The organism is Gluconobacter roseus, from assembly GCF_046058915.1.
Classification (GTDB): domain Bacteria; phylum Pseudomonadota; class Alphaproteobacteria; order Acetobacterales; family Acetobacteraceae; genus Gluconobacter; species Gluconobacter roseus_A.
This window is the reverse complement of the sequence record NZ_CP175538.1, coordinates 785,180-810,699: the sequence shown is the minus strand read 5'-3', so window position 1 is coordinate 810,699 and position 25,520 is coordinate 785,180. Positions and strand designations below refer to the sequence as shown.

Below are 25,520 nucleotides of genomic sequence, written 5' to 3'. Positions count from 1 at the left end.
CTGCTTCGAGTTTTTTACCGATCCGATGAAAAAACTGCTGACCCTGGTGACGCTCGGCGTGCTTTGTGGGTGCACCCCGCAAAATGCGCCGTCTTCGTTTTCGCTCTCTCCTGTTGGTTATGACTCCCTTGCCGGGTGGGGGCAGGAGGATTTTGCCTCCCTGATGCCGCTGCTGCGGAATGAGTGCCATCGCCTGTCGCAGTTGCCGCCCGAGACGGTGCTCGGCGGGAGTGAGGACATCACGTATGGCCGTCATGCTGGCGAATGGGCCAATGCCTGTGCGGGTCTGGCGACGGCGACGGATGCGCGGACGTATCTTCAGACATGGTTCCAGCCTTACGAGGCCGGGACTGAGGCGTTCTTTACCGGCTATTTTGAGCCGCAGATCCCGGCATCACTGACGCGGGGCGGGGCCTATCAGACGCCGGTTTATGGCCGTCCGCGTGATCTGGTGCGGGCGAAGGCGACCAATGGCCAGATGGTCAGCGGGCGCTGGGTCAACGGGCAGTTCGCGCCGTATTACGACCGTGCCGCGATTGATGGCGGGGCGCTGGCGGGACAGGGGCTGGAGATTGCCTGGCTGAAAAGCCCGGTCGATCTGTTCTTCCTGCAGATCCAGGGTTCGGGGCGGCTGATCCTGCCGGATGGCAGGCAGGTGCGTGTCAGTTATGACGGGCGCAACGGGCAGGCTTATGTGCCGCTCGGACGTGTTCTGGTGCAGGACGGCGAGCTGCCTGCGGATGGGGTCAGCATGGACAGCATCCGGAACTGGCTGGAGGCGCATCCGGACCGGATGATGTCCGTCATGGAGCGCAATCCGAATTATGTGTTCTTCCGTCGTGATGACGGTAATCTGGCGCAGGGTCCGAAGGGCGCGTTCGGGATGCCGCTGACGGCCGGGCGGTCCGTGGCGGTGGACCGGACCATGGTGCCGTTTGCCATGCCGCTCTGGGTTGAGACGACGCTGCCTTATGGTGTCGGGCAGCAGGTGAACTGGGATCATCTGGTGTTCGCGCAGGATATCGGGACGGATATCAAAGATGCCGGGCGGGCCGATCTGTTCACGGGCTGGGGGGCTGCGGCGCAGGCCGTGGCCGGGAACCTGCATGCGCATGGGCGGATGGTGCTGTTCCTGCCGCGTCCTTCTGCGGAACCTGCCGCACAATGATCCGCAGTCGCCGGGAGAAGCTCGGTGTCCATACGCTGATCCGGGGGGACTGCACGACGGTCCTCAAGCGGATGCCGTCGCAGAGCGTGGACGTGGTGGTGACGTCGCCGCCCTACAATCTGGGGGTACCGTACCGGACCTATCAGGACCGGCTGCCCGAGGATGCGTATCTGGACTGGATGGAGGATGTCTGCACCAGTCTGTCCCGTGTCATGAAGGATGATGGATCGTTCTTCCTGAACATCGCGGGGTCGTCCTCACAGCCCTGGCTGCCATTCGAATTGATGACGCGTCTGCGCAGGCTGTTCGTGCTGCAGAACCACATCACCTGGATCAAGTCGATTTCGGTGGGTGAGATCACCTACGGGCATTTCAAGCCGCTCAATTCCGCGCGTTTCGTCAATCGCAACCATGAGCATGTGTTCCATCTGACCAAGACGGGAAATGTGCCAGTGTCGCGGCTGGATGCGGGGGTACCGTTTACGGACAAGAGCAATATCGTGCGGCGTCAGCACATCACGGACCGCCGCTGCCGGGGCGATACGTGGTTTATTCCCTACGAGACCGTGCGTAGCCGCAAGGAGAAGTTCAGCCATCCGGGGACGTTCCCGGTGGCGCTTCCCGAGGCGTGTATCCGGCTGCATGGGTTGCGGCCGGGCGGTGTGCTGCTCGATCCGTTCATGGGGTCGGGCACGACGCTTGTGGCGGCGGAGCGGATGGGCTGTGTGGGGATCGGGATTGATACCGATACGTCTTATGTAAACGTGGCGCGCAAGCGGGTGCGGGCGGCGATCGATCATGAGGACGAGGATTAATCGACAACACCTGTTTTCCTGACAGGTTCAATCACTTTGACTTTGTGTATCACTTTTCCGCATTATCACGACACTGTGAGTATGAGGAGAAAAGTGGTGCGTTCCAGCACGATTACAAAAGGAATTGCCGGTCTGGTGGCGCTGGGCGTTGTCGCCTGGGGCGGGACCGTCACTTATCTTGAGCATTTTGATCATGCTGGAGCACCGCAGCTGCCCGCCAGCAGCCCGACGCGTCAGGACCCGACGGCCATGGCGGCGTTCGCGGCTCTTCGGGAAGTGCGCTGCGATTACTGCCATACCCAGAATGTTGAACTGCCGTTCTATTTCAAGTTGCCGCTGGCCAATCAGATCATGAAGCGTGATCTGGTGCAGGGGCAGCGTCATTTCGAATATGCGCCGGTTCTGACGGCCCTGCAGGACGGCAAGCCGCCTTCGGTCGAGCAGCTTTCACGTATCGAGGAAGTCATCACGCAGAACCGGATGCCGCCGGCAGCCTATCTGCTGATGCATCCGCATGCGCATCTGGACGAGAAGCAGCGTGCGGACATTCTGAAATGGGTGCGTGAGCAGCGCGAGCGTTACTATGCGACGCCGGGTGTGGCGGCGCAGTTCCGTGGCGAGCCGATCCAGCCGATCCCCGAGAGCGTGGATGTAAACTGGAAGAAGGCCGAACTGGGCCGGGCGCTGTTCTTCGACAAGGGGCTGTCGGGTGATGGCACGCTCAACTGTGCAAGCTGCCATGGCCTGAACAAAGGTGGCGTAGACAACCTGACGACCGCGACGGGTATTGGCGGCCAGAAGGGGCCGATCAATGTGCCGACCGTCTATAACTCTGTGTTCAGCATGGCGCAGTTCTGGAATGGTCGTGCGAAGGATCTTGCGGAGCAGGCGGCAGGTCCGGTCATGAACCCGCTGGAAATGGGCTCGCATGACTGGAACACGGTGTCCGATCATGTGCGCAGCACGCCGGGTTATGCCGAGCAGTTCAATGCGGCTTTCGGTTCTGATCAGATCGACAAGGACACGATCACCGGGGCGATTGCGGAATATGAAAAGACGCTGATCACGCCGGACAGCCGCTTTGACCTGTATCTGAAGGGCGATGCAAAGGCGATTACGGCGCAGGAAAAGCGCGGGTATGAGCGCTTCAAGGAAATCGGCTGCTCGGGGTGCCATAGCGGCATTGCCGTGGGTGGTGACGCCTACGAAATCCTAGGGCTGGAAGGGCCGTATTTCGAGAACCGTCACACGAAGCTGACGGCTGCGGATGAAGGTCGTATGGCCGTGACGCATCAGGAAGGCGACAGGGAGCGGTTCAAGGTTCCGAACCTGCGCAATGTCGAGCTGACGGGTCCGTGGCTGCATGACGGTTCGGCCACCACGCTGGAGCAGGTCGTGCGGGAGATGGCGCGTTACGAGACGCCGGATCATGACATTGCCGATCAGGATGTCACGGATATTGTGGCGTTCCTTAAGACGCTGACGGGCAAGTATGAAGGCATTCCGCTCAAGGATGTCTCGGCTGATCAGCCGCTGCGGGCTCCGGCTTCGAACTGAAGTCTGCGCAAGCTGCATGAATGAAAAACGGCCCCGGGGTGATCCGGGGCCGTTTTTTTTATGGGTTGCGTCTGCGGGTGTTTATTGGGGAACGGGATTGCACTGCGGAGTGACGGGCTGGCCGGTCATGACGGCTGTCGTGAAAGTGGCGGAGTCCGGCAGGGAGCCGTTTACAACCTGGCTGTGATCCAGTCCCTTGTAGAGATGGGCCTGGACCGTGGAGCCTGCCGCGCAGGCGGCTTTGACCAGACCGAGCTGAAGGGCGGGGGGCACGTCGCGGTCGTCCGTTCCGGTGCCGGTGAAGAGCGGCTGGGCCAGTTTGAGCGTCGGGAACGCCATGGCTTTCAGGGCCGGGCTCATGGCCTTGAGGAAACTCGGCTGGAGGCTGTTCTGCAGGGTCAGACCGGCTTCCTGCGTCTGATGAGACAGGGAAGTCAGGCATTCATGGGCGGCGTTGCGATAAACGGGCAGCGCTTTGGGTGTGAAGGCCTGTTCGGGACGGAAATGGGGATCGCGCCCTTCCAGTCCGGCAGCGAGGTAGAAGACGTAATTGATCAGCGGGCTGTAGCCGACGCCGGGCTGTGACGCGGCTTTGAGCAGGCCGCCGAGCAGTTCGGGCGTCACGTACGGCGCACCGGTGGCCACGGTGCCGCGGATGTCCAGTTCGGGCGCGTAGGTTGGTGCGTAGGACGCTATGGCGACGGCCGCGCCGCCTCCCTGCGACTGACCGACGATCATGATCCGGTTTTTCAGTTCCGGGACATTGGCGAGCGCGGCGCGGACGCTGTCGAGGACGCTGTAGGCTTCGACGCGGGTGTCCAGATAGGGATGGGTGCCGGGTGTGCCGAGGCCCTGATAATCCGTGGCGACGATGGCGAAACCGCGCTTCATCCAGGCGGACAGATAGGTGCGGTTGCGGTCGCTGTACGGGTTGAGAGAGGGCGCGCAGCTGTCATCCACGCCGACGGTGCCATGGGCCCAGGCGACGATCGGCCAGCCACCCTGCGGAGCCGGACCCGCGGGCAGGATGATCTCGGCCGTGACGGGAACGAGGCCCTTGCCGGTGATGCCGTTGGTCGAAAGATAGGTGATGCGCAGGGCGCGTCCGGCGTCCGGAAGGCCGAGAGCGTCGGCAAGTGGGGCCGAGGCTGTGATGGTTCCGGGCTTCTGGACACCGGACGGGGCCGCGTGTGCCATAGTGGTGAGCGAAGCGGCGCAGAGGGTCGTGCCTGCAAGCAGGGGAATGAGTTTACGCAGGGGAGACAGGGGCATGGGAAATCCTTGGTCAGTCTTGCTTTGCAGGCCGGGCATTCTCATGCCCGGTGCTGGCGAGACTGACGCCATGACCCTTAAGGTCAAGTGAATTTCCAATGGTACCTGTGGTCTGATCGTTCCGGTTCAGTCGTCCTGCGCGAGGCGTCGGTCGGCGGCCTTGTCGATCCGGTCGCGTTCTTCGGCGGTGAGGAGGCCGCGCTCGTATTCCTGTGTGGCGCGGGCCTTGGCGTTGCTGGCGCGGGCGCGGGTGTCGATTGGATAGGCGCGCTTTTCAGGGAGGCCGAAAGCGCTGTCGGGAAGTTTGTCGCGTTCTTCCTGGGAGAGATGGCTCATGGTTCTGTTCTTTCTGAAATGGAACCCGGACTGTGAACGTATCAGGGCAGCGAAAGTCCCGAAATCCCGAAAGAACATTGTTCAACGCTGCCGGAAGCCGTTACATGCTCGGGGCCTGAATCCCGTTTTTCGGGAGGGGTGGCCAGACAGGAAGTGAGGGCGGCGTGACGAAGCGGGATCTGAGGGAGGACGAGGCAACCCTGTGGCGGATGGTGGTCCGCGACATCAAGCCGCTGCGCTCTCCGCGGGCTCCGAAACGCATGATGCCTGTGGTCAAGGCCGAGCCGCCTGCGCCCATGCCGGATATTGCGCGGTCTGCGCCTTTGCCGGCGCGGCGGTCTTTTGTTCCGGCCCAGCCGAAAAAGCCCGTGTCCCGGCCGGCAGAGCTTGCCGTTGGGGTGCGGGCGCCGGGGCTGGATGATACGAGCTGGAAGCGTCTGTCACGCGGGCAGATGAAGGTCGATGCGCGGCTCGATCTGCATGGTTATGTTGTGCAGGAGGCGTTTGAGCGGCTGTATGACTTCATGCAGCGGGCACGGGTACGGAACTGGCGCTGTGTCGAGGTCGTGACAGGACTGGGGAGCGGGCAGACCAGCGGACTGATCCGGCGTGAACTGCCGATGTGGCTTCAGCGGGGGGATCTGCGGTCCATGGTGCTGGCCGTGGTGCATCCCCATGCCGCCAATCATGGGTCCGTCCGCATTCTGCTGAAGACCCGCCGCCGCTGATCCTGTCAGATGTGGCGGGTTTCCTGCCCTTCGCGCCAGCGGGGTGTGTTAACGGCGAGCCAGCGGCGCAGGGCGAGTGTGGCGCCGAGATCGGGGACCGTCCGGGATAGGAACGGCGCGGCATTTTCACCCGTCGCCAGTTTGAAATGATGCATGTCAGCCCAGCGGCGTACGCCGGAGTCTGCGGCGGCGGCCGAGCAGGCATGGCTCCATCGGGTGACGACGTCGGATGATGTCAGCATCGGCAGGGCGATGGCCATGGCGGTGTCGGCTGCGGCGGAGACGGCCTGCCAGGCATGATAGAACGGGCCTTCGGGCGGGCGGTGCCGGGCCTGCTGGTAGGCTTCCATGAAAATGGGAATGGTCGTCGAATGCGTGTCGGTCAGATCGCCGGTGGAATAGATGGCGCTTGTAACTTCAGGGAGGTTGGCGAGGACGTCATCCAGCGGGCGGTCCAGCGTGTAGGGCGAGACCTGAACGGCATCGACTGTTCCGGCATGGAGCGCAGCCAGGGCCGTTGAGGAATTGACGTAGCCGGGCATGGGAACGGGGCGCAGACCGAGCAGGGAGAGGCCCATCAGGGCATTCAGTTCCGGGCCGCCGATCCGCGAGACTGCGAGGCGGACGGGATGGTCGTGGAAGAAGCCCGTCAGGCGGCTGCGCAGGGTTTTGTGCAGTTCGGTACGCGCGATGACGACGGTTGTCGTGGAGGCCACGAGAACGGGAGTCCAGCGGCCGAAATCATAATGGACGCGGGAATCGCCGGTCAGCGATGCCAGAAGCGTGGCAGCGGGCAGGACCAGGGCCGTGCTGCCATCAGGCGCGCTGTTGGCGTCGAACAAATTGGCAGCGCGGACGCCGTCCTGTCCGATATCGGGCGTCAGTTCGAGGGGCGTGTCCAGATCCAGCGCATGGGACAGGGCGCCGTTTGCGAGTTCCGCGAACTGGCCGGGGATGGAGGCGAGCGTGCCGCCCAGAAGGAGCTGGACATCCGTCAGGGTGCCAGCGCGGGCCGGGTTTTTCAGGAGGGGAGCGGCTCCGGTCAGAGCCGCCAGCCCCTTCAGGGCTGCACGTCGGGTCAGTCTCACGGCCAGCGGACTTCCGGCGGCATGCTCATCAGGATGGCTTCGGTGTTGCCGCCCGTTTTCAGGCCGAACAGCGTGCCGCGGTCGTGCAGCAGGTTGAACTCGACGTAGCGGCCGCGGCGGATGAGCTGGGCGTCGCGGTCGGCTTCAGTCCAGGGGGTGAACATGCGACGGCGGACGACGGCCGGGTAGGCGTCGTGGAAGGCCATGCCGACGTCTCTGGTGAAGGCGAAGTCCAGATCGACGTCACCGGTATAGAACTGGTCGTAGAAAATGCCGCCCAGACCACGCGGTTCGTTGCGGTGGTGCAGGTGAAAGTAGCGGTCACACCATTCCTTGAAGCGGGGATAGTGCTCCGGGTCGTGGCGGTTGCAGGCGTCTTCGAAGGATTTGTGGAAATAGGCGGCGTCCGACTGGGCTTCCGCACTTTCGGGGAACATCGGGGTGATGTCGCCGCCGCCACCGAACCAGCCTTTTGTCGTGACGATCATGCGCGTGTTGAAATGCGCGGCGCTCACATGCGGGTTGCACGGATGGGCGACGAGGGAGACGCCGGTGGCGAAGAAGCGCGGGTCTTCGTCGGCGCCGGGAATGTTCTTGCGGAATTCGGGGAGAACTCGCCCCAGACGGTCGAGACGTTGACGCCGACTTTCTCGAAGACCCTGCCGCGCATGACGGACATGACACCGGCACCACCTTCGGGGCGCTCCCAGGCGGTGCGTTCGAAACGGCCGGGGGCCGTGCGGTCACGCAGAACCTGCGAGCCACCTTCGGCTGCTTCGTCTTCGAGTTTTTCGTAGGACGCACAGATGCGGTCGCGGAGGGTTTCGAACCAGGCTTTGGCGTCCTGCTTGAGGGCGTCGTGAGGCACGTCTGGACGAACGGTTTCGGCGAAACCGGGGCTGATCTGGTCCATGTTTTCTTCCCCCGTCTATACAGGACAAAACTTCGTTACGCGCAGTGTCCTAGCAAATCGTGCCGTCGTCGAACAGTTGGCGGATGCATGTCTGACGTTCATTCGTTGCGGGCATCCGTGGCGGGACGATGGCGCAAAGACGTTTTCATTTCGTAAAAACGGCCATGTTTTGTGAAAAAGTTTCTCTGAATGCTGCAACGCGCGGCCTGCGGGCTGCAAGGCTTGCGTGTCGGGCCGTCTCGTGGTCCAGAACGGGCGAGCGGATCAACCAGAAATCAGGAACAGACATGTCTTCGGAACAGGAAATCCAGCCCGTCATCGGTGTGATCGGTGGCTCGGGGCTGTATGACATTGACGGACTCGAGAACAAGGAATGGCGCCGGGTGGAAACGCCTTGGGGCGAGCCGTCGGACGAACTGCTGTTCGGCACGTTTGAGGGCGTGCAGTGCGTGTTCCTGCCGCGTCACGGGCGGGGGCATCCCATTCCGCCGTCGCGTCTGAACTTCCGCGCCAATATCGACGCGCTCAAGCGGGCCGGGGTGACGGATATCCTGTCGCTTTCGGCTGTGGGTTCGCTCAAGGAAGAGCTGCCGCCGGGGCATTTCGTGCTGGTGGACCAGTTTATCGACCGCAGCTTTGCGCGTGAGAAGAGCTTCTTCGACACGGGCTGTGTGGCGCATGTCGGTATGGCGGATCCGGTTTCGGCGCGTGTGCTGGATGTGGTGCAGGGTGAGGCTGCAACGCTTGGGATTCCGTTCACGCGGGGCGGGACGTATCTGGTGATGGAAGGTCCGCAGTTCTCAACCCGCGCCGAGAGCGAGTTGTACCGGTCCTGGGGCTGTTCGGTTGTGGGTATGACCAACATGCCGGAAGCCAAGCTCGCACGTGAAGCGGAGATGAATTACGCGACCGTTGCGATGGTCACGGATTTCGACTGCTGGCACTCCGACCATGATAGCGTGACGGTCGAGGCTGTCGTGAAGGTCATGAAGGGGAATGCGGATAATGCGCGTCGCCTGGTGAAGGCGGTCATTCCGGTGCTGGGGAAGAAGCGTCCGGTGGATGCGAGTGCCGAGCGGGCTCTGGATCATGCGATCATTACGGCGCCTGCTGCCCGTGATCCGAAACTGGTGGCCAAGCTCGATGCCGTTGCAGGGCGTGTTCTGAAGCAGGGTTGAGGCTCTGCGGGTGCCGCGCCTGCATGATGCGGGCGCGGCTGGAACCGTGATCGGCTGACGGGATCAGTCGAAATTGTGGTTCGGGTCTGCGTTCAGGTCGATGCCTGCGCGGGCATCGTCAATTTCCACGCCGTCGAGTTCCGGCGGCGGCAGATCCTTGACTGGCGTGCCTTCGGGAACGCCCTTGATGGCGATCAGGTCGGTGGCCTTTTCGATATAGCCTTCGGGGCCACAGGCCGGCTTGCCATCGGCTTCCCACAGGAGGTGCGCTTCGTGGCGGATTGCGGCGTCGCGCTTGGGGTCGGCTTCGAGCGGATTGCTGCTCATCTTAAAACTCCTGTCTGGTCGGGCGCAGGACGATCTCGTTGATGTCCACGTCGTCAGGCTGTGAAATAGCGAAGGCAATGGCACGGGCCACTGAGTCCGCCGGGATCGCCATCTTATAGAACTCTTCCACGGTTTTGCGACTGTCTGTGTCACCGCTTCCGGACTTGAGTTCGCTCTGGACCGCGCCGGGCTCGATGGAGGTGACGCGGAAGGTGTTGCCGGCTTCCTGTCGCAGGCCTTCGCTGATGGCGCGGACGGCGAATTTCGTGCCGGAATAGACGGTCCCGCCCGGAGCAAAGACCTTCAGGCCAGCGACGGAGGACAGGTTGATGACGTGTCCGGATTTCTGCTTTTCGAACACCGGCAGGGCGGCGGCGACGCCGTAGAGCACGCCCTTGATGTTGATGTCGATCATCCGGTCCCACTCATCGACCATCAGCTTCTGGATGGGGGCGATGGCCATGAGGCCGGCATTGTTCACCAGAACGTCCAGACGGCCGAAATCGCGGGTGACGGCGGCGACGGTCTCTTCCACCTTGGAGCGTTTCGTGACGTCGAGCGTATAGGCGCGGGCGGTCTGGCCCTGTGCCGTGAGTTCGGAGACGATCTCGTCCAGCCGGTCCCGGCGGCGGGCGGCGATGGCCACTTTTGCGCCTTGAGCGGCAAGATGACGGGCTGTGGCCTCGCCCAGTCCGGAACTGCCGCCCGTGATGAGGACGACCTTTCCGGCGATATTGTCCGTGGTCATGGTGGGGCTCACTTCTGTTCGAGATGAGACTTCAGGAAATCGACGCTGCGGGACCAGGCAAGGTCACGGGCATCGCGGTTGAAGCTCGGGCGCTCAGGGCAGCCGAAGCCGTGGCCGGCGTCGTCATAGACGTATTCCTCGACTTCCGGGCGGGCGTCGCGGATCTTTTGGATTTCGGTGTGGGGGATGGAGGAGTCCTCGCCGCCGAAATGCAGCTCAACCGGGCAATGCGGTGCGGTTTCGACGTGGTTGCCGATGCTGCCGCCATACCAGCTCACGGCTGCATCCACGTCATGCGTGCGGGTCGCGGTGAGCCAGGCGAGGAGACCGCCCCAGCAGAAGCCGATGATGCCGACTTTCTTATGGCCGGCGTCGCGCAGGGCCTTTGCGCAGGCAGCGATGTCGGCAAGCGTCTTTTCGGACGGGATCTTGCTGCGGAGTTCCAGACCTTCGGTCACGCCGGCCTGCGTGTATTCCAGAATGACGTCGGGTTTGACGCGGTCGAAAACGGCCGGGGCCAGGACGTGGAAGCCTTCGGCTGCGAAGTCGTTGCAGACATTGCGGATATGGGTGGTGAGGCCGAAAATTTCCTGCACGACGATGACGGCGAGAGGCGACTCCGCGGAGCCGGCTTCCCAGGCCTTGAAGCTGTGGCCATCGGATGCGGTCAGGCTGGTCATGTGACCGTCAGCGCTGAAAGCAGGGGTTTTGTTGTCCGAGGGGCTGTGTTTCATGTCTGTGTATCCAGTCTTGTAATGCCCGGAAGGCCATGAGCCATGAGCGACGTCATCAATCTCCGTCGGGAACGCAAACGCCGCAAGAGCGTAGAGGATGCGAAGGTCGCCGATGCGAACCGCCGTCTGCACGGCCGGACCAAGAGGCAGAAACTGGCTGAAACGCTTGAAAAACAGCGGATGCAGGCGCTTCTGGACGGGCGGAAACTTTCTTCCGGAGCACCCTCGGAGGAAAGCGAGAATCCTTGACGCAGAAGGTGGGTGCGACTATGTCTTTGGCACTCTCCATGTGAGAGTGCCAAAATGCACTGCAGTTATTGAGTGCAGCAACCCGGTCACGCTGCTTTGTACAAGGGTGTGGCCATAAATGGAGCGATCCATGACGAAGTTTCGTCCCCTTCATGACCGCGTGGTGGTCCGTCGCCTGACGGGCGAAGAGAAGACCGCCGGCGGCATCATCATTCCTGACACCGCCAAGGACAAGCCGACCGAAGGCGAAGTCGTTTCTGTCGGCCCGGGTGCCCGTAACGAGCAGGGCCAGGTTGTGGCTCTGGACGTCAAGGCTGGTGACAAGGTGCTGTTCGGCAAGTGGTCCGGCACCGAGGTTAAGATCGACGGCGAAGAGCTGCTGATCATGAAAGAGAGCGACATCATGGGTGTGATCGGCTGATCAGCCGTCCCCGTTTCCTCTCGTAAGACCCTCATTCAGGAGTAAGAATTATGGCTGCCAAGGACGTAAAGTTCGGCGCTGATGCCCGCGAGCGTATGCTGCGTGGCGTTGATATCCTCGCAAATGCCGTCAAGGTAACGCTCGGCCCGAAGGGTCGTAACGTTGTTCTCGACAAGAGCTTTGGCGCACCGCGCATCACCAAGGACGGTGTGTCGGTTGCCAAGGAAATCGAACTGGCTGACAAGTTCGAGAACATGGGCGCCCAGATGGTCCGCGAAGTCGCGTCCAAGACGAACGACATCGCAGGTGACGGCACCACGACCGCAACCGTGCTGGCCCAGGCCATCATCCGTGAGGGCGCCAAGGCTGTTGCCGCTGGCATGAACCCGATGGATCTCAAGCGCGGCATCGACAAGGCTGTTGGCGTTGTCGTTGACGAGCTGAAGAACAACACGAAGAAGATCACGTCTCCGGAAGAAATCGCCCAGGTCGGCACGATTTCCGCCAATGGCGAGACCGAGATCGGCCAGATGATCGCTTCTGCCATGCAGAAGGTCGGTTCCGAAGGCGTCATCACGGTGGAAGAAGCCAAGGGCCTGCACACGGAACTCGACGTTGTCGAGGGCATGCAGTTCGACCGTGGCTACATCTCCCCGTACTTCGTGACGAACCCGGAGAAGATGACGGCTGACCTCGACAACCCGTACATCCTGATCCACGAGAAGAAGCTCTCCTCGCTTCAGCCGATGCTGCCGCTTCTCGAAAGCGTTGTTCAGTCCGGCCGTCCGCTGGTGATCATCGCCGAAGACGTCGATGGTGAAGCACTGGCCACGCTGGTTGTGAACAAGCTGCGTGGTGGCCTGAAGATCGCTGCCGTCAAGGCTCCGGGCTTCGGTGACCGTCGCAAGGCCATGCTGGAAGACATCGCCATCCTGACGGGCGGTCAGGTGATCTCCGAAGACATCGGGATCAAGCTGGAATCCGTCACGCTCGAAATGCTGGGTCGCGCCAAGAAGATCCACATCGAGAAGGAAAACACCACGATCGTTGAAGGCGCTGGCAACAGCGACGACATCAAGGGCCGTTGCAACCAGATCCGTGCGCAGATCGAGGAAACGACGTCCGACTACGACCGTGAGAAGCTCCAGGAGCGTCTGGCCAAGCTGGCTGGTGGCGTTGCCGTCATCCGCGTCGGTGGCAGCACCGAGGTCGAGGTGAAGGAGCGCAAGGATCGCGTTGACGATGCCCTGCACGCAACCCGCGCTGCCGTTGAAGAAGGCATCGTTCCGGGTGGTGGCACGGCTCTGGCCCGCGCATCCTCCGCTCTGAAGGGTCTGACCTTCGACAACGACGACCAGCGCGTCGGTGGCGAAATCGTCCGCAAGGCCCTGCAGGCTCCGCTGCGCCAGATCGCGTTCAACGCCGGTGAAGACGGTGCGGTCATCGCAGGCAAGGTGCTTGAGAACGACGGCTATGTCTTCGGCTTCGACGCCCAGAAGGGTGAGTACAAGGATCTTGTGTCGGCCGGTATCATCGACCCGACCAAGGTTGTGCGTACGGCCCTGCAGGACGCCGCTTCGGTTGGCGGTCTGCTGATCACGACGGAAGCCATGGTTGCCGAGCGCCCCGAGAAGAAGGCTCCGGCCGCTGCTCCGGGTGGCATGGGCGGCATGGGTGACATGGACTTCTGATCCAAGTCCGGTCTCTTTCCTGTCCCTTCTCCGGAAGGGGCGGGGAAGGCCCCCAGATGTTGCAAAAAAGCCTCTGGTCTGCGGGTCAGGGGCTTTTTCTTTGGTTTCTTAGTTACTGAAATGCAACGATAAAACCGGGCCGGGGTATTGTGTTGCGATTTTCACACATGTTGCATCTAAGTGAGCGTTTAGAGCATGGCTGATATGTATTTTTCGTGACAGTCACGCTTCGAGATCTTTAGAGAGACGTCATCATTCTTCTGAAGGATTTTGTTCTTTGCTGAACACGTCTCGTCGTCACCTGTTGCTGTGTGCATCAATTCTCGGAGTTGGAACCCTGTCGGGGACGGCATTCGCCGCATCCACGACGCAGTCCGAGCAGAGTGCCCACAAGGCTGTGCATCACAAGACGACTGCTTCCAAAGCTGCCAAGGGTTCCACGTCCACCGCTGCTGCGCCTGCCACGGCTTCCGCTGTTGCCGTGCCGGTCACCACAACCTCATCTGGTGCAAGGCGACGCAGCCGTGCAGCTGCTCTGGAAACCCCGAGCGTTTCGGGCGGCACCGAGCGTATGGTTGTCACGGGATCGGCGCTGGCCTCCTCTAACAACCAGAACGCCAACCCCGTCCAGATCGTGACGGCAAAGCAGATCCAGCAGACGGGCGCGACAACTCTCAGCGACTTCTTTGCACGTATTCCGTCCATCGGCGGAACGGGATCGAACAACGCGGAAACCAATGGCACGGGTGGTGCGGCCTGTACCGATATCCGTAACCTCGGCTCCAACCGCGTGCTCGTCCTGATCGACGGCAAGCGCGCCACGCTGAACGGTCAGTCGAACTGTATCGATCTGAACGCGCTGCCGGTCCAGCAGATTGCCAGCGTCGAAATCCTGAAAGACGGCGGTTCCGAGCTTTATGGGGCGGATGCCGTGTCCGGCGTCATCAACATCAAGATGCGCCATGATCTCTCGGACGGAAACATCACGATCCGTGGTGGCATCACCGGCCATGGCGACAACGATACGGGCATGATCTCCGCCTACAAGGGCTGGAACTTCGATCATGACAAGGGCAACCTGACGCTGTTCGGTCAGTACATGACGCAGGGCGGTGTCCTGCAGCGTGACCGTGGCTGGGCCAACCCGGTGCAGCTGTCGGATAACCCTGTTGGTACCTTGCCGGAAACCTTCGGTTCAGGGTACTCGAACTACACGCATGCCCAGAACGGTACGACGGGTCTGAGTGCTGCTGTTGCGCCGGATGGCAAGACGGTCAGCGACTGGGGCACGAACAACCGTTATGATTACGGCCGTCATCAGAGCCTGCTCAACCAGCTTCAGAATGCCAGCCTTTCCGGTGACTTCCACTACGAGTTCAACCGGCACGCCAACCTGTATTCCAATGTGATGTACTCGCATCGGACCAGCTCCACCTACATGGCGGCCGAGGCGTTCGACGGGTCCGTGCCTCCCAGCACCCTGCCGTCCGTTCTGACGGTGCCGGCGAATGATCCGAACAATCCGTTCGGTCAGGACGTGGACGTCACGAAGCGTCTGACGGAGCTTGGGGATCGCCGTGACGAGAACGCCACTGACACGGTCACTGCCAAGGTGGGCGTGAATGGCGAGATCGCGTATGGCTGGAATTACGACGTGTCGTATACCTATGGTTCCAACATGTCGACGGACCATACGGAGAATGTCGGGTCCTATACGAACCTGCTGAACGCCTATGGTCTGCAGCAGACCGACCCATCCAACGCGTCGAGTGCGCTTGTCTATAATCCGTCGGTCTGCCCGTCTTTCGGGTGCAGCAATCCGTTCGGGACGATGGGCAGCCAGGCTGCGTCCTACGTCAACTACAACACGAACACGCATTCGCATTACCAGCTTCGTGACTGGAACCTGCGCATCAACAACAACCATGTGACGACGATGCCCTGGAAGGGCGGCGGCGATCTGGGTATTGCGCTGGGCTTCGAACATCGTGGCGAGCAGCTGACCAACACGCCTGACGAACTGATCAGCAGCGGGCAGAGCCTGACCAACACGGTTCTGCCGACCAGCGGTGGCTTCGACGTGACGGAAGGTTATGCGGAAGCCAAGGCAACGCTGCTGAAGAATGTCTTCCTGGCGAAGGATCTGACGGTCGACGTGCAGGGGCGTGCGTCGGGCTACAGCACGACGTCGGATACGGCGAAGAACTGGAAGGCGTCCATCAACTGGGCTCCGACACGGGACATCCGTTTCCGCGGTACGATCGGCACGTCCTATCGCCAGCCGAACGTCTATGAGCTGTATGGCGGCCAGTCGCTCAGCTACAACCTTGCCAACGATCCGTGCGATGCGGGCCAGGTCGGTACGTATGGTGCTGCTTCGGCGGCGGTTGCGGCAACCTGTGCGAAGCAGGGGATCAACACGTTCACGTTCCATCAGTCCGGTACGGGTCAGGTTCCGACGCTGGGTGGCGGCAATGCGCATCTGGCACCTGAAATCGGACGGACCTACACGTTCGGTACGATCATCACGCCCCGCTGGATCCCGAACCTCTCCATCTCCGGTGAGTTCTGGCACTACTCAGTCAACCACACGATCAGCGCGCTTCCGACACAGTATATTCTGGACGGATGCTACACGGGCACCAGCCCTTCGTCGTGCAATACGATCAACCGTCTGTCGAATGGCCAGATCAACACGGTTTCGGCAATAAACCAGAACACGGGTGCGCTGCATGAGAGCGGTGTGGACTTCGATTTCGACTACCGCATCCGTGTGGCACGTCACGATGTCCTGTCGGTATCCAACAACTTCCAGTACCTGCTGAACTACACGCAGCAGATGGTGCCGGGTGGATCGTTCACCAATTATACCGGTGCGCTGCTGTATGCGGGCGGTCCGAACAATCCCAGTGCGTCCTATGGCATTCCGCGCGTTCGTGATTATGCGACGTTTGGCTGGACCCATGGTGCGTTCACGGCCACCTACATGGTGCAGTTCATCGGTGGCATGCGCTGGAACAACCAGTCCGAGTTCCTGAACTCCACGACGGCTGGCCGTTACAAGACGCCGATGATGATCGAACAGGATCTGACGCTGGCCTATCGCTGGAAGAAGTGGAACTTCGAGAGCGGCATCAACAACATCACCAACAAGAGGCCCCCGTTCGTGGCCAGTGGCGTGGATAACAGCGCCGGTGCGACCTATGGCAGCTTCTATCAGGGACGTTATTTCTTCCTGCAGGCAGGTCTGAACTTCTGATCCTGTCAGCCTGAATGACGGTCCGGACCTTTCGGGGTCCTGAAGAGCCCCCGGCCCGTGCGGTCGGGGGCTTTTTTTGTGCGGTCTTTTCAGAAGCGGGTGTATGCGCAGTCTGGCGCAGCAATCGGTTCAGCCCTGAAGGAGGGGCGGTCCGTTTTCCTGTTCCTCGGGGCGCAGGAAGCGGGCGATGTCTTCCAGTGCGTCGGCCAGTGGCATGCGGCGGACGTCCACGCCGTCCGGAAACGCCGAGAGCAGGCGTGAGGGCATGCGGCGGTCCAGCATGACGAACACGCCGCGATCGGTGCCCTGTCGGATCAGGCGGCCGAAAGCCTGTCGCAGGCGCATGCGGGTGATGCGGTCGTCGTAATCGCCGGGCCGGCCTTCGGAGAGCAGGCGGCGACGTTCGCGGTGCAGGATGTCGGGGCGGGGCCAGGGCGTTTTTTCGAACACGACCATGCGCAGGGCTTCGCCGGGGACGTCTACGCCGTCACGCATCGCGTCCGTGCCCAGCAGGCAGCTATGGGTTTCGGTGCGGAAGACGTCCACAAGGGTCGCGTTGTCCATGGCATCGACATGCTGTGCGTAGAGCGGGAATCCCTGCGTTTCCAGCGGTTCGTGGATGCGGCGATGGACTTCGCGTAAGCGGCGGATGGCCGTGAACAGGCCAAGCGCGCCGCCGCCTGCGGTTTCGAACAGGGCGCGGAAGGCGTGGGCCAGTGACGGGATTTCGCCCGAGACGTCCGTGATGACATAGGCGCGGGTCTGCGTGGCGTAGTCGAACGGGCTCATGACCGAGGCGCGGATCGGCGGTTTCAGGAAATGCGTGGCGCCCAGACGCAGTTCGGCGGCATGCCAACTGGCCTCGTTCTGTGTATCGCCATGGCCTGTCTGGTCGCGCAGGGTGGCGGACGTCATGAGCAGGCCGTGCGCCGGTGTCTGGATTGTCGAGACGAAAGGAATGGTCGGGTCCAGCCAGTGCCGGTACAGGCCAATGTCGTGGTCGCCCTGTGTAGCGCGGGTGCGGGGGAGGCGCTCGGTGCGGATGAAGTCCACGAAGGTGGGGGTGACGTCGGGTTCGGGGGGCGTCTGAAGCGCGTCCAGCATGCCGATCCAGCCGGAGAGGCGGCTGATAGCGCGGCGGTGCAGGGTGCGGATCATGGCCTCGATGCGCTGGCGGGTCGGGGCGTCCATTTCCGCATCATCCTCGACCTGTGCGGCGAGGCGGTCGGCCAGCATCCTGATGGGATCGCGCAGGCGGGTGAGGGCGCGGCTGAGGGTTTCGGCGGCACTGGCGACATCCTCATTGACGGGATGCAGGTCGCATTCTGCCGAGATGTAGCCGTCGCGGCTGTCCTTGGTCTGCCGGGCGCGGAGCTGGTGGTCCAGGGCGCGGAGGAAGGCTTCGGACGGGTTTTCCGGGGCAGGGTCTTCCGGAATCAGCAAGGGTTTTTCGCCGGGCAGCGGGGGAAGGTCCGGGTCCTGTTCGGTCTCGGCCTGCGGGCGCAGGCGCGTGCTCCAGCCGGGGGCGGGCAGGGCGCGGGCGGCCTGAAGTGCGGCCTGCAGCGGCGTGTCGATCATGGGAAGGCGTTCGACCAGATCGTCCAGACGGCGTTGCAGGCCACGGGCGCGGGAGCGGCTGCCTTCGGCGCCGAGCAGCCAGCGGCGCAGTTCGGCGGCTTCGAGGCCGGACAGGGCGGTGGCGAAGGCGCTGTCGGCGGCGTCGGGGATGTGGTGGCCTTCGTCGAAAACATAGCGCGTGGGTGTGGTGTCTTCGTCGGGCAGGCCGGGCGGGGCGAGGGCGGCCCAGGCGGCCTGCGAGAGGACGAGGGCGTGATTGGCGACGACCAGATCGGCCTGACGGGCGCGGCGGATGCCGTGTTCGACGAAGCAGGTCTGGTAATGCGGGCAGGCGGCGTGGATGCACTCGCCGCGCCGGTCGGCGACGCCAAACAGAGTCCCGTGGCCGAAGAGTTCGCCGAACCAGCCGGGAAGGTCTCCGCCCATGAGGTCGCCGTCGCGGCTGGCTTCGGCCCAGCGGGCGAGCAGGGCCATGGGGAGCAGGGCAGCGTAACCGTCAGGGCCGCGGGACGTAGCGACGTTGAGCAGGTCTTCCATGTTCAGCAGACACAGATAGTTCTCGCGGCCTTTGCGGACGACGACCTTGTCCCGCAGGGTGGTTTCGTCCGGGTAAAGGCGGCGGAGTTCCTGCTCGATCTGGCGCTGGAGGTGGCGGGTGTAGGTGCTGACCCAGACGGCGCCGTCATTCTGTTCGGCCCAGAGGCTGGCGGGGGCGATGTAGCCCAGCGTCTTGCCGGTACCTGTTCCGGCTTCGGCAAGGACGACATTGGGGGAGCCGATGCTTTCACGCGGCTCGAAGGCGGCGGTCGCGACGGATGCGAAATCGGCCTGACCGGGACGGATTTCGGCGTTTTCGCCAAGGATATCGCGCAGGCGCTGGCGGGCGGCGTTCGGGGAGACGGGCTGGCTTCCGGGCGCGGGGCGGGGAGCGGTTTCTTCCCAGCGGGGCAGGCGTTTCCAGATGCGGATGGCTTCGTAGGGATGGGCGCCTGTTGTGTCTCGTGGAGTGCCGAGAACGTTCGTGACTTCGCCGCTCCAGGCCCAGCCGGCGCGGGTCAGGGGGACCATCAGGGCGCGCAGACGGGTGCCTTCAGGTGTTTCGGCCTTGTGTCGCAGTTCGTCGAGCAGGGTTTCGCACAGGACGGGCAGAAGGTCCGCGCCGATGGTCTCGGGCGGTTCGATGCCGAGGGCGAGGGCCAGTCCGCGCGGGGTGGGGGCGACGGTCGTGGCGGGGCGGACGAACAGGAAGAGGTCCAGCAGGTCGAACCAGGGAACGGGCTGGGACAGCGGGGAGAGATCCAGCGCGCGCAGGGCGGCAGGACCGTGGACCAGAAGGGGTGGGGGGAGCTGGGTGAGGCGCTCGCGCGTTTCTTCTGCCGTGAGGTCCAGCAGTTCGCCATCCGGGGTGAGGAGCGAGGACAGGCCGCGACGGGCGACGAGGGCCGGAGCGTCGAATGGCGAGAGAAAGGTGGGGGCGCGGGGCATTGTCGCCAGTGTAGCGGGTAGGGGAAAATCCGGCGAGGATGTTTTGCGGGTTTTGCGAACGGAACGTGAAAACTGGCTGTCTGCAAGGGCTTGGGAAGTGCGGAAAAGTCCCTGAAATATTTCGTAACCACATGGATGTGTCTGGTTGAAACCGCAATGTGTCGTATTGCTTGACCGGGGAGAAGTGTCTCCCTACCTTTTCCGGCAATCATGCAGAAAACCAAGACACCTATCGCCCCGTCCCTCTCTCCTGACGCGCCGCTTCCGAAAGCATGGCCGTTCGAAGAGGCACGAAAAATCACCGCGCGCATGGACGCGCGCGCATCTAATGCTTCGGAGCAGGCTCCGGCCCTTCTGGAAACGGGCTATGGTCCGTCGGGTCTGCCGCATATCGGTACGTTCGGCGAAGTGGCGCGGACGACCTGGGTGCGTCAGGCCTATGAAGCGCTGACGGGCCGTCCGACGCGTCTGCTTGCGTTCTCCGATGACATGGACGCGCTGCGCAAGGTGCCGACCAATGTGCCGGAGCAGGAGATGCTCGCGAAGCATCTGGGCCTGCCGCTGACGCGGGTGCCTGATCCGTTTGGCGAATATGACAGCTTTGCCGCGCATAATAACGCGCGCCTTCGCCAGTTCCTCGACAGTTTCGGGTTCGACTACGAATTCGCCTCCGCCACGGAATATTATACGAACGGCACGTTCGATGCGGCGCTGCGCCGTATGCTTGAAGTCCATGATGAAGTCGTGGCGACCATTATTCCGACGCTTGGTCCGGAGCGCCGTGCCACCTATTCGCCGGTTCTGCCGATCCATCCCGAGACCGGGCAGGTCATGCAGGTTCCGATCATCAAGGTCGATCCGGATGCCGGGACCGTTGTCTGGAAGGACGAGACCGGCAAGACGTTTGAGACATCCGTTCTCGGCGGTCATGCCAAGATGCAGTGGAAGGCCGACTGGGCCATGCGCTGGTATGCGCTGGGCGTGGATTATGAAATGTCCGGCAAGGATCTGATTGACAGTGTGAAGCTGTCCTCGAAGATCTGCCGTATTCTGGGCAAGGAACCGCCTGCGGGTCTGACCTATGAACTGTTCCTTGATGCGCAGGGGCAGAAGATCAGCAAGTCCAAGGGCAATGGCCTGTCGGTCGAAGAATGGCTGCGTTACGGCACGCCGGAAAGTCTGGCGCAGTACATGTTCCAGCAGCCGACGCGGGCCAAGCGTCTGTTCTTTGACGTTATTCCGCGTGCGACGGATGACTACCTGACGCTTGTGCAGAAGGCCGAGACACAGGAAGGCCCGGAGCTGATGGCCAATCCGGTGTGGTTCATCCATGGCGGAACGATCCGTCCGGAAGATACCAGCCCGGTGTCCTATACGGCGCTGCTGAACCTTGCGAACGTGGCCAATGCCGACAAGCCGGAGACGCTGTGGAAGTTCCTGCGGCGCTATGATCCGACGCTCTCGCCCGAGACGCATCCATATGTGGACCGGCTCGTGCAGTGTGCGCTGACCTATTTCAAGGAGCAGGTTTACCCCAACAAGACATATCGTGCGCCGACTGAGACGGAGCGCAAGGGGCTTGAGGATCTGGCGGACGAGCTGGCGAAGCTCGCGCCGGATACGGCACCAGGCGATGTGCAGGATGTCGTGTTCGAGGTTGGCAAGCGCTATTTCGCGAAGTCGGAACTGCGGTCCTGGTTCGGGTGCCTGTATGAGGTGCTGCTGGGCCAGACCGAAGGGCCGCGTTTCGGGATTTTTGCGTCATTGTTCGGGCTGCCGGAGACGGTCGGCCTGATCCGGGATGCTCTCGCGCGGCCTGTTGAAGAGCCTGTGCAGGACTGAGCCGTGGGCATGCCCAGGGATAACAGACCGGACGCGGGACCACAGGAAGTTCAGGTTTCTTCCGTCGTGGAGGAGACGCAGGCATCCGTGGTCACGGGGCCGGCAGATGCAGTGCGTCCTGAAGCCGGGCACCCGAAGCGGCGCTGGCAGGTTCTGATGTCCCGTGCGCCGGCTCTGGTGGGGCTGGTTCTGCTGGTCGCGGCGGTGGTCGTGATCTGGCGGGAGCTGCGGCATCTGTCGCTGCATGACATCACCGCCAGTCTGAGCGCCATTCCGGACTTTGCATTGCTCGCGGGTGGGGCTGCGACGCTCCTGTCCTATTTCATTCTGTCTTTCTATGACCGTCTGGCCTGTCTGCATGTGCGGGCGGACGTATCCTACAAGCGATCGGCCTTTGCGGCGTTCTGCTCCTATGTGCTGTCCCATAATCTGGGATGTGCGGCGATTTCGGGCGCGGCGGTGCGTTTTCGGCTCTACCGGAGCTGGGGCGTAGCACCGGGGGCGATTGCGCAGATTATTGCGTTCTGCTCGGCGACCTATCTGCTGGGGACGATGGCGCTGATCGGGGGCATCCTGATCATCGAGCCGCATGCCGTGCCGGTGCTGTCCCATCTGCCGGAGTTTCTGCTCCGTCTGGCAGGGCTGGCGCTGTGGGGCGTGCTGCTGGCCTATGTGCTGGTGGCGCGTGTCCGGCGGCATGTGCGGATCTGGAAATACGAGATCGAACTGCCGGGGCCCGGCATTGCGATCGCGCAGATTGCCGTCAGCGCAGCGGATATGGCAGCGACGGCACTGATTGCCTATTGCGTTCTGCCTCCGCTGCCGCCTGAGGCGCATTTCGGGTTTGGGACGTTCCTTGCGATCTATCTGGCGTCCTATACGGCGGGTCTTGTGGCCAGTGTGCCTGGGGGGCTGGGCGTTTTTGACGGGGCCATGCTGCTGGCGTTGCAGGCCTATCTGCCGGCATCGCAGATTATGGGCGCCATTCTTGTTTTCCGGCTGTTCTACTACATCATTCCGCTGCTTCTGGCGGGGCTGATGTTTGCCGGACATGAGCTTTTCCTGCGGGGTGAGCAGGCTCTGGCATCGGCCGGGCAGGCGCCGCGTCGGGTGCGGCCCAGTCAGGTTATCCGGGAGTTGGAAGCCGATTTTTCCGTGGCCGTGGCGACGAGCGTTCAGGCCGTCGTGGGTATTCTGCTGGTGCTTTATGCGCTGGTTGCAAATTTGCCTCCTCTTGAATTGGCTCTTGGCGCGGCGGTGTCGCAGATCGCCGATCTTCTGCTGACGGTCGCGGGTGTCGGGCTGGTGGCGCTGTCCTGGAGACTGTCTCAGCGTGTGGCACTGGCCTGGAAGTTCTCGCTCGGGATGCTGGGTTCGGCGGCTCTGCTGCTGCTGCTGCGTCACGCGCCTTGGGAAGGGGTGGTGGTCATCATTCTCGTGATGCTGCTGCTGCTGCCATTCCGGAACTGCTATTATCGCCGGGCGCATCTTCTGGTGGCGCCATTGACGCCATCCATGCTGGCACCGCTCTCGCTATGGGGACTGGGACTGCTGGGTGTTGGCTGGGTGGCTGTGCAGCGTCATCTGGGGCCGATCTGGTGGCGGTCCATGATCTATGACGCGCATACGGCCGTGGGGCGCTGGTTTCTGGGATTTTCGGCCCTGTGCGGGTTCTATGTCCTGTGGCGCGGAATGCGTCGGACGCGGATCCGTTTCGAAGCCTGGACGGCAGAAAATGCACGTCGCTATCATAGTCTGGCCCACGCGTTGCCGCAGCTTGGAACGCGACGTCCGACCGGTCTTCTGCTGGATGAAGCGGGGCGTGCGGCCATTCCGTTCCTGCGCACAGGACAGTTCATCATCGGCCTGGGCGATCCGGCCGGGGCCGAGCGGAACTGTGTGGCGGCGATCTGGCGGCTGCGGGATCTGGCGTTGCAGGAAGGGTGCAAGCTCGCTTTCATACAGGTTGGCCAGTCCCTGATGGCGGTCTATAACGATCTGGGACTGACGGTCTGTCCGGACAGGACGGCCGGGACGGTGTGCTGTTTTTCCGAGGATTATCGGATGCTGCGGGCTTTTCTGAAGGGTGAGGAACGTCTGGCACGCAAGCGCCAGCCACAGGCTGCGTCAGGTCTGACAGGCTCATGAGCCTGGCACCCGGGCTGGGGAATACGCTCAGCAGCTGGTTGATTGCCTTTCCGGCGCTCTTCTCGATCATCAATCCTCTCGGGGCATCGCTGATTTTTGCCCAGGCGACGGAAGGGCGCGACCGCCGTGAGGTTGTCGAACTGGCCCGTCAGGTCGCGCTGAATTCGCTGGGCATCATGCTGGTGTCCATCTGGTTTGGAAGCTGGATCCTCGGGTTCTTCGGGATTTCGATCAATGCGCTGCGGATTACGGGCGGGCTGGTTGTGGCGTCGCGTGCCTGGCTGATGCTGCTGCAGCCCGAGACCTCCGAGGCGCGCAAGGAAAAGCAGGCGCTTCAGGGCGGTCGGACCGTGACGACGCCAGATCTGCGGGAGACGGCGTTCTTTCCGCTGGCCATGCCATTTACGGTGGGGCCGGGAAGCATTCCCGTGGCCATTGCGCTCAGTTCGTCCACGCCGCCGAATATGCCGACAGCTGACTATTATGCTGGCGTGTCGGCTGCAGCGACCACGATGGCGGTCGTGGTGGCGGTCGTTTACGCCTATGCCGAGCGCGTTGTTGCGATGCTGGGTGTGACGGGGACGCGGATTGTCAGCCGTCTTGCAGCACTCATCCTGCTGGCGATCGGTGTGCAGATCATGGCATCGGGCGCGGAAGGGTTTCTGGTCGAGGCACTGAAACAGGCCAAGGCGGCCTGATCAGCGATCAGCCAGTATCGCGTGAACGCGTTCGCGCAGGGCCGGGATGACCTCTTCCTGAAACCAGGGCGCTTTCTTTTCCCAGACACCGGTGCGCCATGATGGGTGGGGCAGGGGGAAGTACTCCGGCAGATAATCCCGGAAATTCCTGACGCGCTCGGTGACCGAGCCGCGCCCCAGAACGTGGTTCTGCGAATAGCTTCCGACCAGCAATGTCAGGCGGATATCGGGCATGAGCGAGAGGACACGGCGGCGCCAGATCGGTGCGCATTCCGGGCGGGGTGGGTTGTCGCCTCCCTGCGGCAGGCGTCCGGGATAGCAGAGGCCCATCGGGAAAATGGCGACATGGCGCGTGTCGTAAAAGACGTCTTCGGAGATGCCGAGCCAGCTGCGCAGGCGGTTGCCGGACGGATCATAGAAGGATTTGCCGGCAATATGGGCCTTGGTCCCGGGGGCCTGGCTGGCGATCAGGATTCTGGATGTTGCCGAAACATGGATCAGAGGCCGGGCGCCGAGGGGAAGATGGGCCTCGCAGACCCGGCAGGCCCGGACTTCCCGAACGAGCGCCTCAAGACGCTCCTGGGTCTGGGGGGAGTGTGATGTCATTCTTCCTCGGGGATCAGCGGCATGTCCGGCTGCCAGGCATATTCGGCCCGCGGAACGTAGACATGTTCGCCAAGGCTGCGCAGGCTCTCGAACAATGTAACGTGTTCCACCGGCATCGGTTTGCTGCGGAACAGGTTGTGCCGCTGGACCCACTGGATGGCATCGGCTCTCTGGCTCGAGGAAAAATGCCCCAGAGTGACTGCGGGCTGAAAACGCCGTTTCGCGGGGAAGCATCCTGCGCGACGAAGGGCGCTTTCGACTTGGGACTGGAGTGCGTCCAGTTGCGGCGTGCGCTCGACGCCGATCAGGAGGCTGTCCGCATTGAGGCCTTCACGGATGTCGGCATGCGCGAGGGACAGCTCGAAGGGTTTCCAGGCAAGGCGGGAGAGGGCGAGGTCAATCTCCTCCATCCGGTGCCTGTCGGTGACCTCCCCGATGAAACGGAGGGTGATGTGATGGTTCTCGGCTGGAACCCATTGCACGCCGGGCATGGAACCGCGCATCAGCGCAAGCGTTTCCCGGACATCGGCAGGAAGGTCGAGTGCGACAAAAAGTCTCAAGAGGCGCGTTTCCCATGAAAAAGAAGTAAGGGGCGGCGGAGTATTCTTGACCCTTCCGGCAAAAACCCCACATTCAGTCCGAGTGTACGGACGGCCCTCCCGGGTTCGTCAAGCGCCCT

Annotated in this window: 21 protein-coding genes and 1 pseudogene; 12 read left to right on the top strand and 10 right to left on the bottom strand. The window is 62.5% G+C overall.

What is annotated here, in order from left to right; genetic code table 11:
- Window positions 1–25 precede the first annotated feature (25 nt).
- The 3 genes from ACJ2A4_RS03800 (at window position 26) to ACJ2A4_RS03790 (ending at window position 3,540) form a co-directional block, all read left to right on the top strand.
- Window positions 26–1,168 (top strand): murein transglycosylase A, encoded by a 1,143-nt coding sequence (locus ACJ2A4_RS03800; RefSeq protein ID WP_408873676.1) that lies wholly within the window; start codon window positions 26–28, stop codon window positions 1,166–1,168.
- Window positions 1,165–1,983: a DNA-methyltransferase gene (locus ACJ2A4_RS03795; RefSeq protein WP_408873675.1), complete on the top strand. Its 819-nt coding sequence runs from the start codon at window positions 1,165–1,167 to the stop codon at window positions 1,981–1,983. The genes ACJ2A4_RS03800 and ACJ2A4_RS03795 overlap by 4 nt, the downstream gene beginning before the upstream one ends.
- Window positions 1,984–2,064: 81 nt before the next feature.
- Window positions 2,065–3,540 carry a cytochrome-c peroxidase gene (locus ACJ2A4_RS03790; RefSeq protein WP_371857371.1) on the top strand — a complete coding sequence of 492 codons (1,476 nt, stop codon included), beginning with the start codon at window positions 2,065–2,067 and terminating at the stop codon, window positions 3,538–3,540.
- An 81-nt stretch (window positions 3,541–3,621) separates the two neighbouring features.
- Here ACJ2A4_RS03790 and ACJ2A4_RS03785 read toward each other — a convergent pair whose 3' ends face one another.
- Entirely contained in the window at window positions 3,622–4,812 is a 1,191-nt protein-coding gene (locus ACJ2A4_RS03785; RefSeq protein ID WP_408873674.1) for an alpha/beta hydrolase, read from the bottom strand.
- A 126-nt stretch (window positions 4,813–4,938) separates the two neighbouring features.
- Window positions 4,939–5,148: a hypothetical protein gene (locus ACJ2A4_RS03780; protein WP_062507503.1), complete on the bottom strand. Its 210-nt coding sequence runs from the start codon at window positions 5,146–5,148 to the stop codon at window positions 4,939–4,941.
- A gap of 164 nt (window positions 5,149–5,312) precedes the next feature.
- On the opposite strand from ACJ2A4_RS03780, the gene ACJ2A4_RS03775 reads away from it, so the two are divergent.
- Window positions 5,313–5,876 carry a Smr/MutS family protein gene (locus ACJ2A4_RS03775; protein WP_408873673.1) on the top strand — a complete coding sequence of 188 codons (564 nt, stop codon included), beginning with the start codon at window positions 5,313–5,315 and terminating at the stop codon, window positions 5,874–5,876.
- Window positions 5,877–5,881: 5 nt separating this feature from the next.
- Here the strand turns inward: ACJ2A4_RS03775 and ACJ2A4_RS03770 are convergent, their stop codons facing one another.
- Both ACJ2A4_RS03770 and hemF read right to left on the bottom strand, forming a co-directional pair.
- Window positions 5,882–6,964, bottom strand: a complete 1,083-nt coding sequence (locus ACJ2A4_RS03770) for a hypothetical protein (protein WP_408873672.1) — start codon at window positions 6,962–6,964, stop codon at window positions 5,882–5,884.
- A pseudogene (hemF, locus tag ACJ2A4_RS03765) lies at window positions 6,961–7,877 on the bottom strand (oxygen-dependent coproporphyrinogen oxidase). Before hemF ends, ACJ2A4_RS03770 begins: the two are co-directional and overlap by 4 nt.
- A gap of 287 nt (window positions 7,878–8,164) precedes the next feature.
- On the opposite strand from hemF, the gene ACJ2A4_RS03760 reads away from it, so the two are divergent.
- A complete protein-coding gene (locus ACJ2A4_RS03760; RefSeq protein ID WP_062501957.1) occupies window positions 8,165–9,055 on the top strand; it encodes an S-methyl-5'-thioadenosine phosphorylase in 891 nt (296 codons plus the stop codon).
- A gap of 63 nt (window positions 9,056–9,118) precedes the next feature.
- Here ACJ2A4_RS03760 and ACJ2A4_RS03755 read toward each other — a convergent pair whose 3' ends face one another.
- The 3 genes from ACJ2A4_RS03755 to ACJ2A4_RS03745 are packed head-to-tail and all read right to left on the bottom strand — an operon-like array spanning window position 9,119 to window position 10,864.
- Window positions 9,119–9,382: a hypothetical protein gene (locus ACJ2A4_RS03755; RefSeq protein WP_408873671.1), complete on the bottom strand. Its 264-nt coding sequence runs from the start codon at window positions 9,380–9,382 to the stop codon at window positions 9,119–9,121.
- A 1-nt stretch (window position 9,383) separates the two neighbouring features.
- Window positions 9,384–10,130, bottom strand: coding sequence for an SDR family oxidoreductase (locus ACJ2A4_RS03750; RefSeq protein ID WP_408873670.1), 747 nt, complete (start codon window positions 10,128–10,130; stop codon window positions 9,384–9,386).
- A gap of 8 nt (window positions 10,131–10,138) precedes the next feature.
- Window positions 10,139–10,864: a dienelactone hydrolase family protein gene (locus tag ACJ2A4_RS03745; RefSeq protein WP_408873669.1), complete on the bottom strand. Its 726-nt coding sequence runs from the start codon at window positions 10,862–10,864 to the stop codon at window positions 10,139–10,141.
- Window positions 10,865–10,906: 42 nt separating this feature from the next.
- Between ACJ2A4_RS03745 and ACJ2A4_RS03740 the strand changes: the two genes are divergently transcribed.
- From ACJ2A4_RS03740 to ACJ2A4_RS03725, 4 genes are all read left to right on the top strand, one after another.
- Entirely contained in the window at window positions 10,907–11,113 is a 207-nt protein-coding gene (locus tag ACJ2A4_RS03740; protein ID WP_408873668.1) for a DUF4169 family protein, read from the top strand.
- Window positions 11,114–11,243: 130 nt separating this feature from the next.
- Window positions 11,244–11,534, top strand: coding sequence for a co-chaperone GroES (groES, locus tag ACJ2A4_RS03735; protein WP_024717078.1), 291 nt, complete (start codon window positions 11,244–11,246; stop codon window positions 11,532–11,534).
- Between the two features lie 50 nt (window positions 11,535–11,584).
- The gene (gene groL, locus ACJ2A4_RS03730; protein ID WP_408873667.1) at window positions 11,585–13,225 is read left to right on the top strand and encodes a chaperonin GroEL; all 1,641 of its coding nucleotides are present in this window, start codon (window positions 11,585–11,587) and stop codon (window positions 13,223–13,225) included.
- Window positions 13,226–13,502: 277 nt separating this feature from the next.
- Window positions 13,503–16,484 (top strand): TonB-dependent receptor domain-containing protein, encoded by a 2,982-nt coding sequence (locus ACJ2A4_RS03725; protein WP_408873666.1) that lies wholly within the window; start codon window positions 13,503–13,505, stop codon window positions 16,482–16,484.
- Between the two features lie 129 nt (window positions 16,485–16,613).
- On the opposite strand, the gene ACJ2A4_RS03720 is transcribed toward ACJ2A4_RS03725, so the two are convergent.
- The gene (locus ACJ2A4_RS03720) at window positions 16,614–19,547 is read right to left on the bottom strand and encodes an ATP-dependent DNA helicase (protein ID WP_408873665.1); all 2,934 of its coding nucleotides are present in this window, start codon (window positions 19,545–19,547) and stop codon (window positions 16,614–16,616) included.
- Window positions 19,548–19,757: 210 nt separating this feature from the next.
- Here ACJ2A4_RS03720 and ACJ2A4_RS03715 point away from each other — a divergent pair, with 210 nt between their 5' ends.
- The 3 genes from ACJ2A4_RS03715 to ACJ2A4_RS03705 all read left to right on the top strand — a co-directional run bounded on the left by ACJ2A4_RS03715 (window position 19,758) and on the right by ACJ2A4_RS03705 (window position 24,235).
- The gene (locus tag ACJ2A4_RS03715; RefSeq protein WP_408873664.1) at window positions 19,758–21,389 is read left to right on the top strand and encodes a lysine--tRNA ligase; all 1,632 of its coding nucleotides are present in this window, start codon (window positions 19,758–19,760) and stop codon (window positions 21,387–21,389) included.
- Window positions 21,390–21,545: 156 nt separating this feature from the next.
- Window positions 21,546–23,537 (top strand): lysylphosphatidylglycerol synthase domain-containing protein, encoded by a 1,992-nt coding sequence (locus ACJ2A4_RS03710; protein WP_408874091.1) that lies wholly within the window; start codon window positions 21,546–21,548, stop codon window positions 23,535–23,537.
- Window positions 23,534–24,235, top strand: a complete 702-nt coding sequence (locus ACJ2A4_RS03705; protein WP_408873663.1) for a MarC family protein — start codon at window positions 23,534–23,536, stop codon at window positions 24,233–24,235. Before ACJ2A4_RS03710 ends, ACJ2A4_RS03705 begins: the two co-directional genes overlap by 4 nt.
- Here ACJ2A4_RS03705 and ACJ2A4_RS03700 read toward each other — a convergent pair whose 3' ends face one another.
- The gene (locus ACJ2A4_RS03700; protein ID WP_408873662.1) at window positions 24,236–24,841 is read right to left on the bottom strand and encodes a uracil-DNA glycosylase family protein; all 606 of its coding nucleotides are present in this window, start codon (window positions 24,839–24,841) and stop codon (window positions 24,236–24,238) included.
- Window positions 24,838–25,401 (bottom strand): RNA 2',3'-cyclic phosphodiesterase, encoded by a 564-nt coding sequence (gene thpR / locus ACJ2A4_RS03695; protein WP_408873661.1) that lies wholly within the window; start codon window positions 25,399–25,401, stop codon window positions 24,838–24,840. Before thpR ends, ACJ2A4_RS03700 begins: the two co-directional genes overlap by 4 nt.
- Window positions 25,402–25,520: the final 119 nt, after the last annotated feature.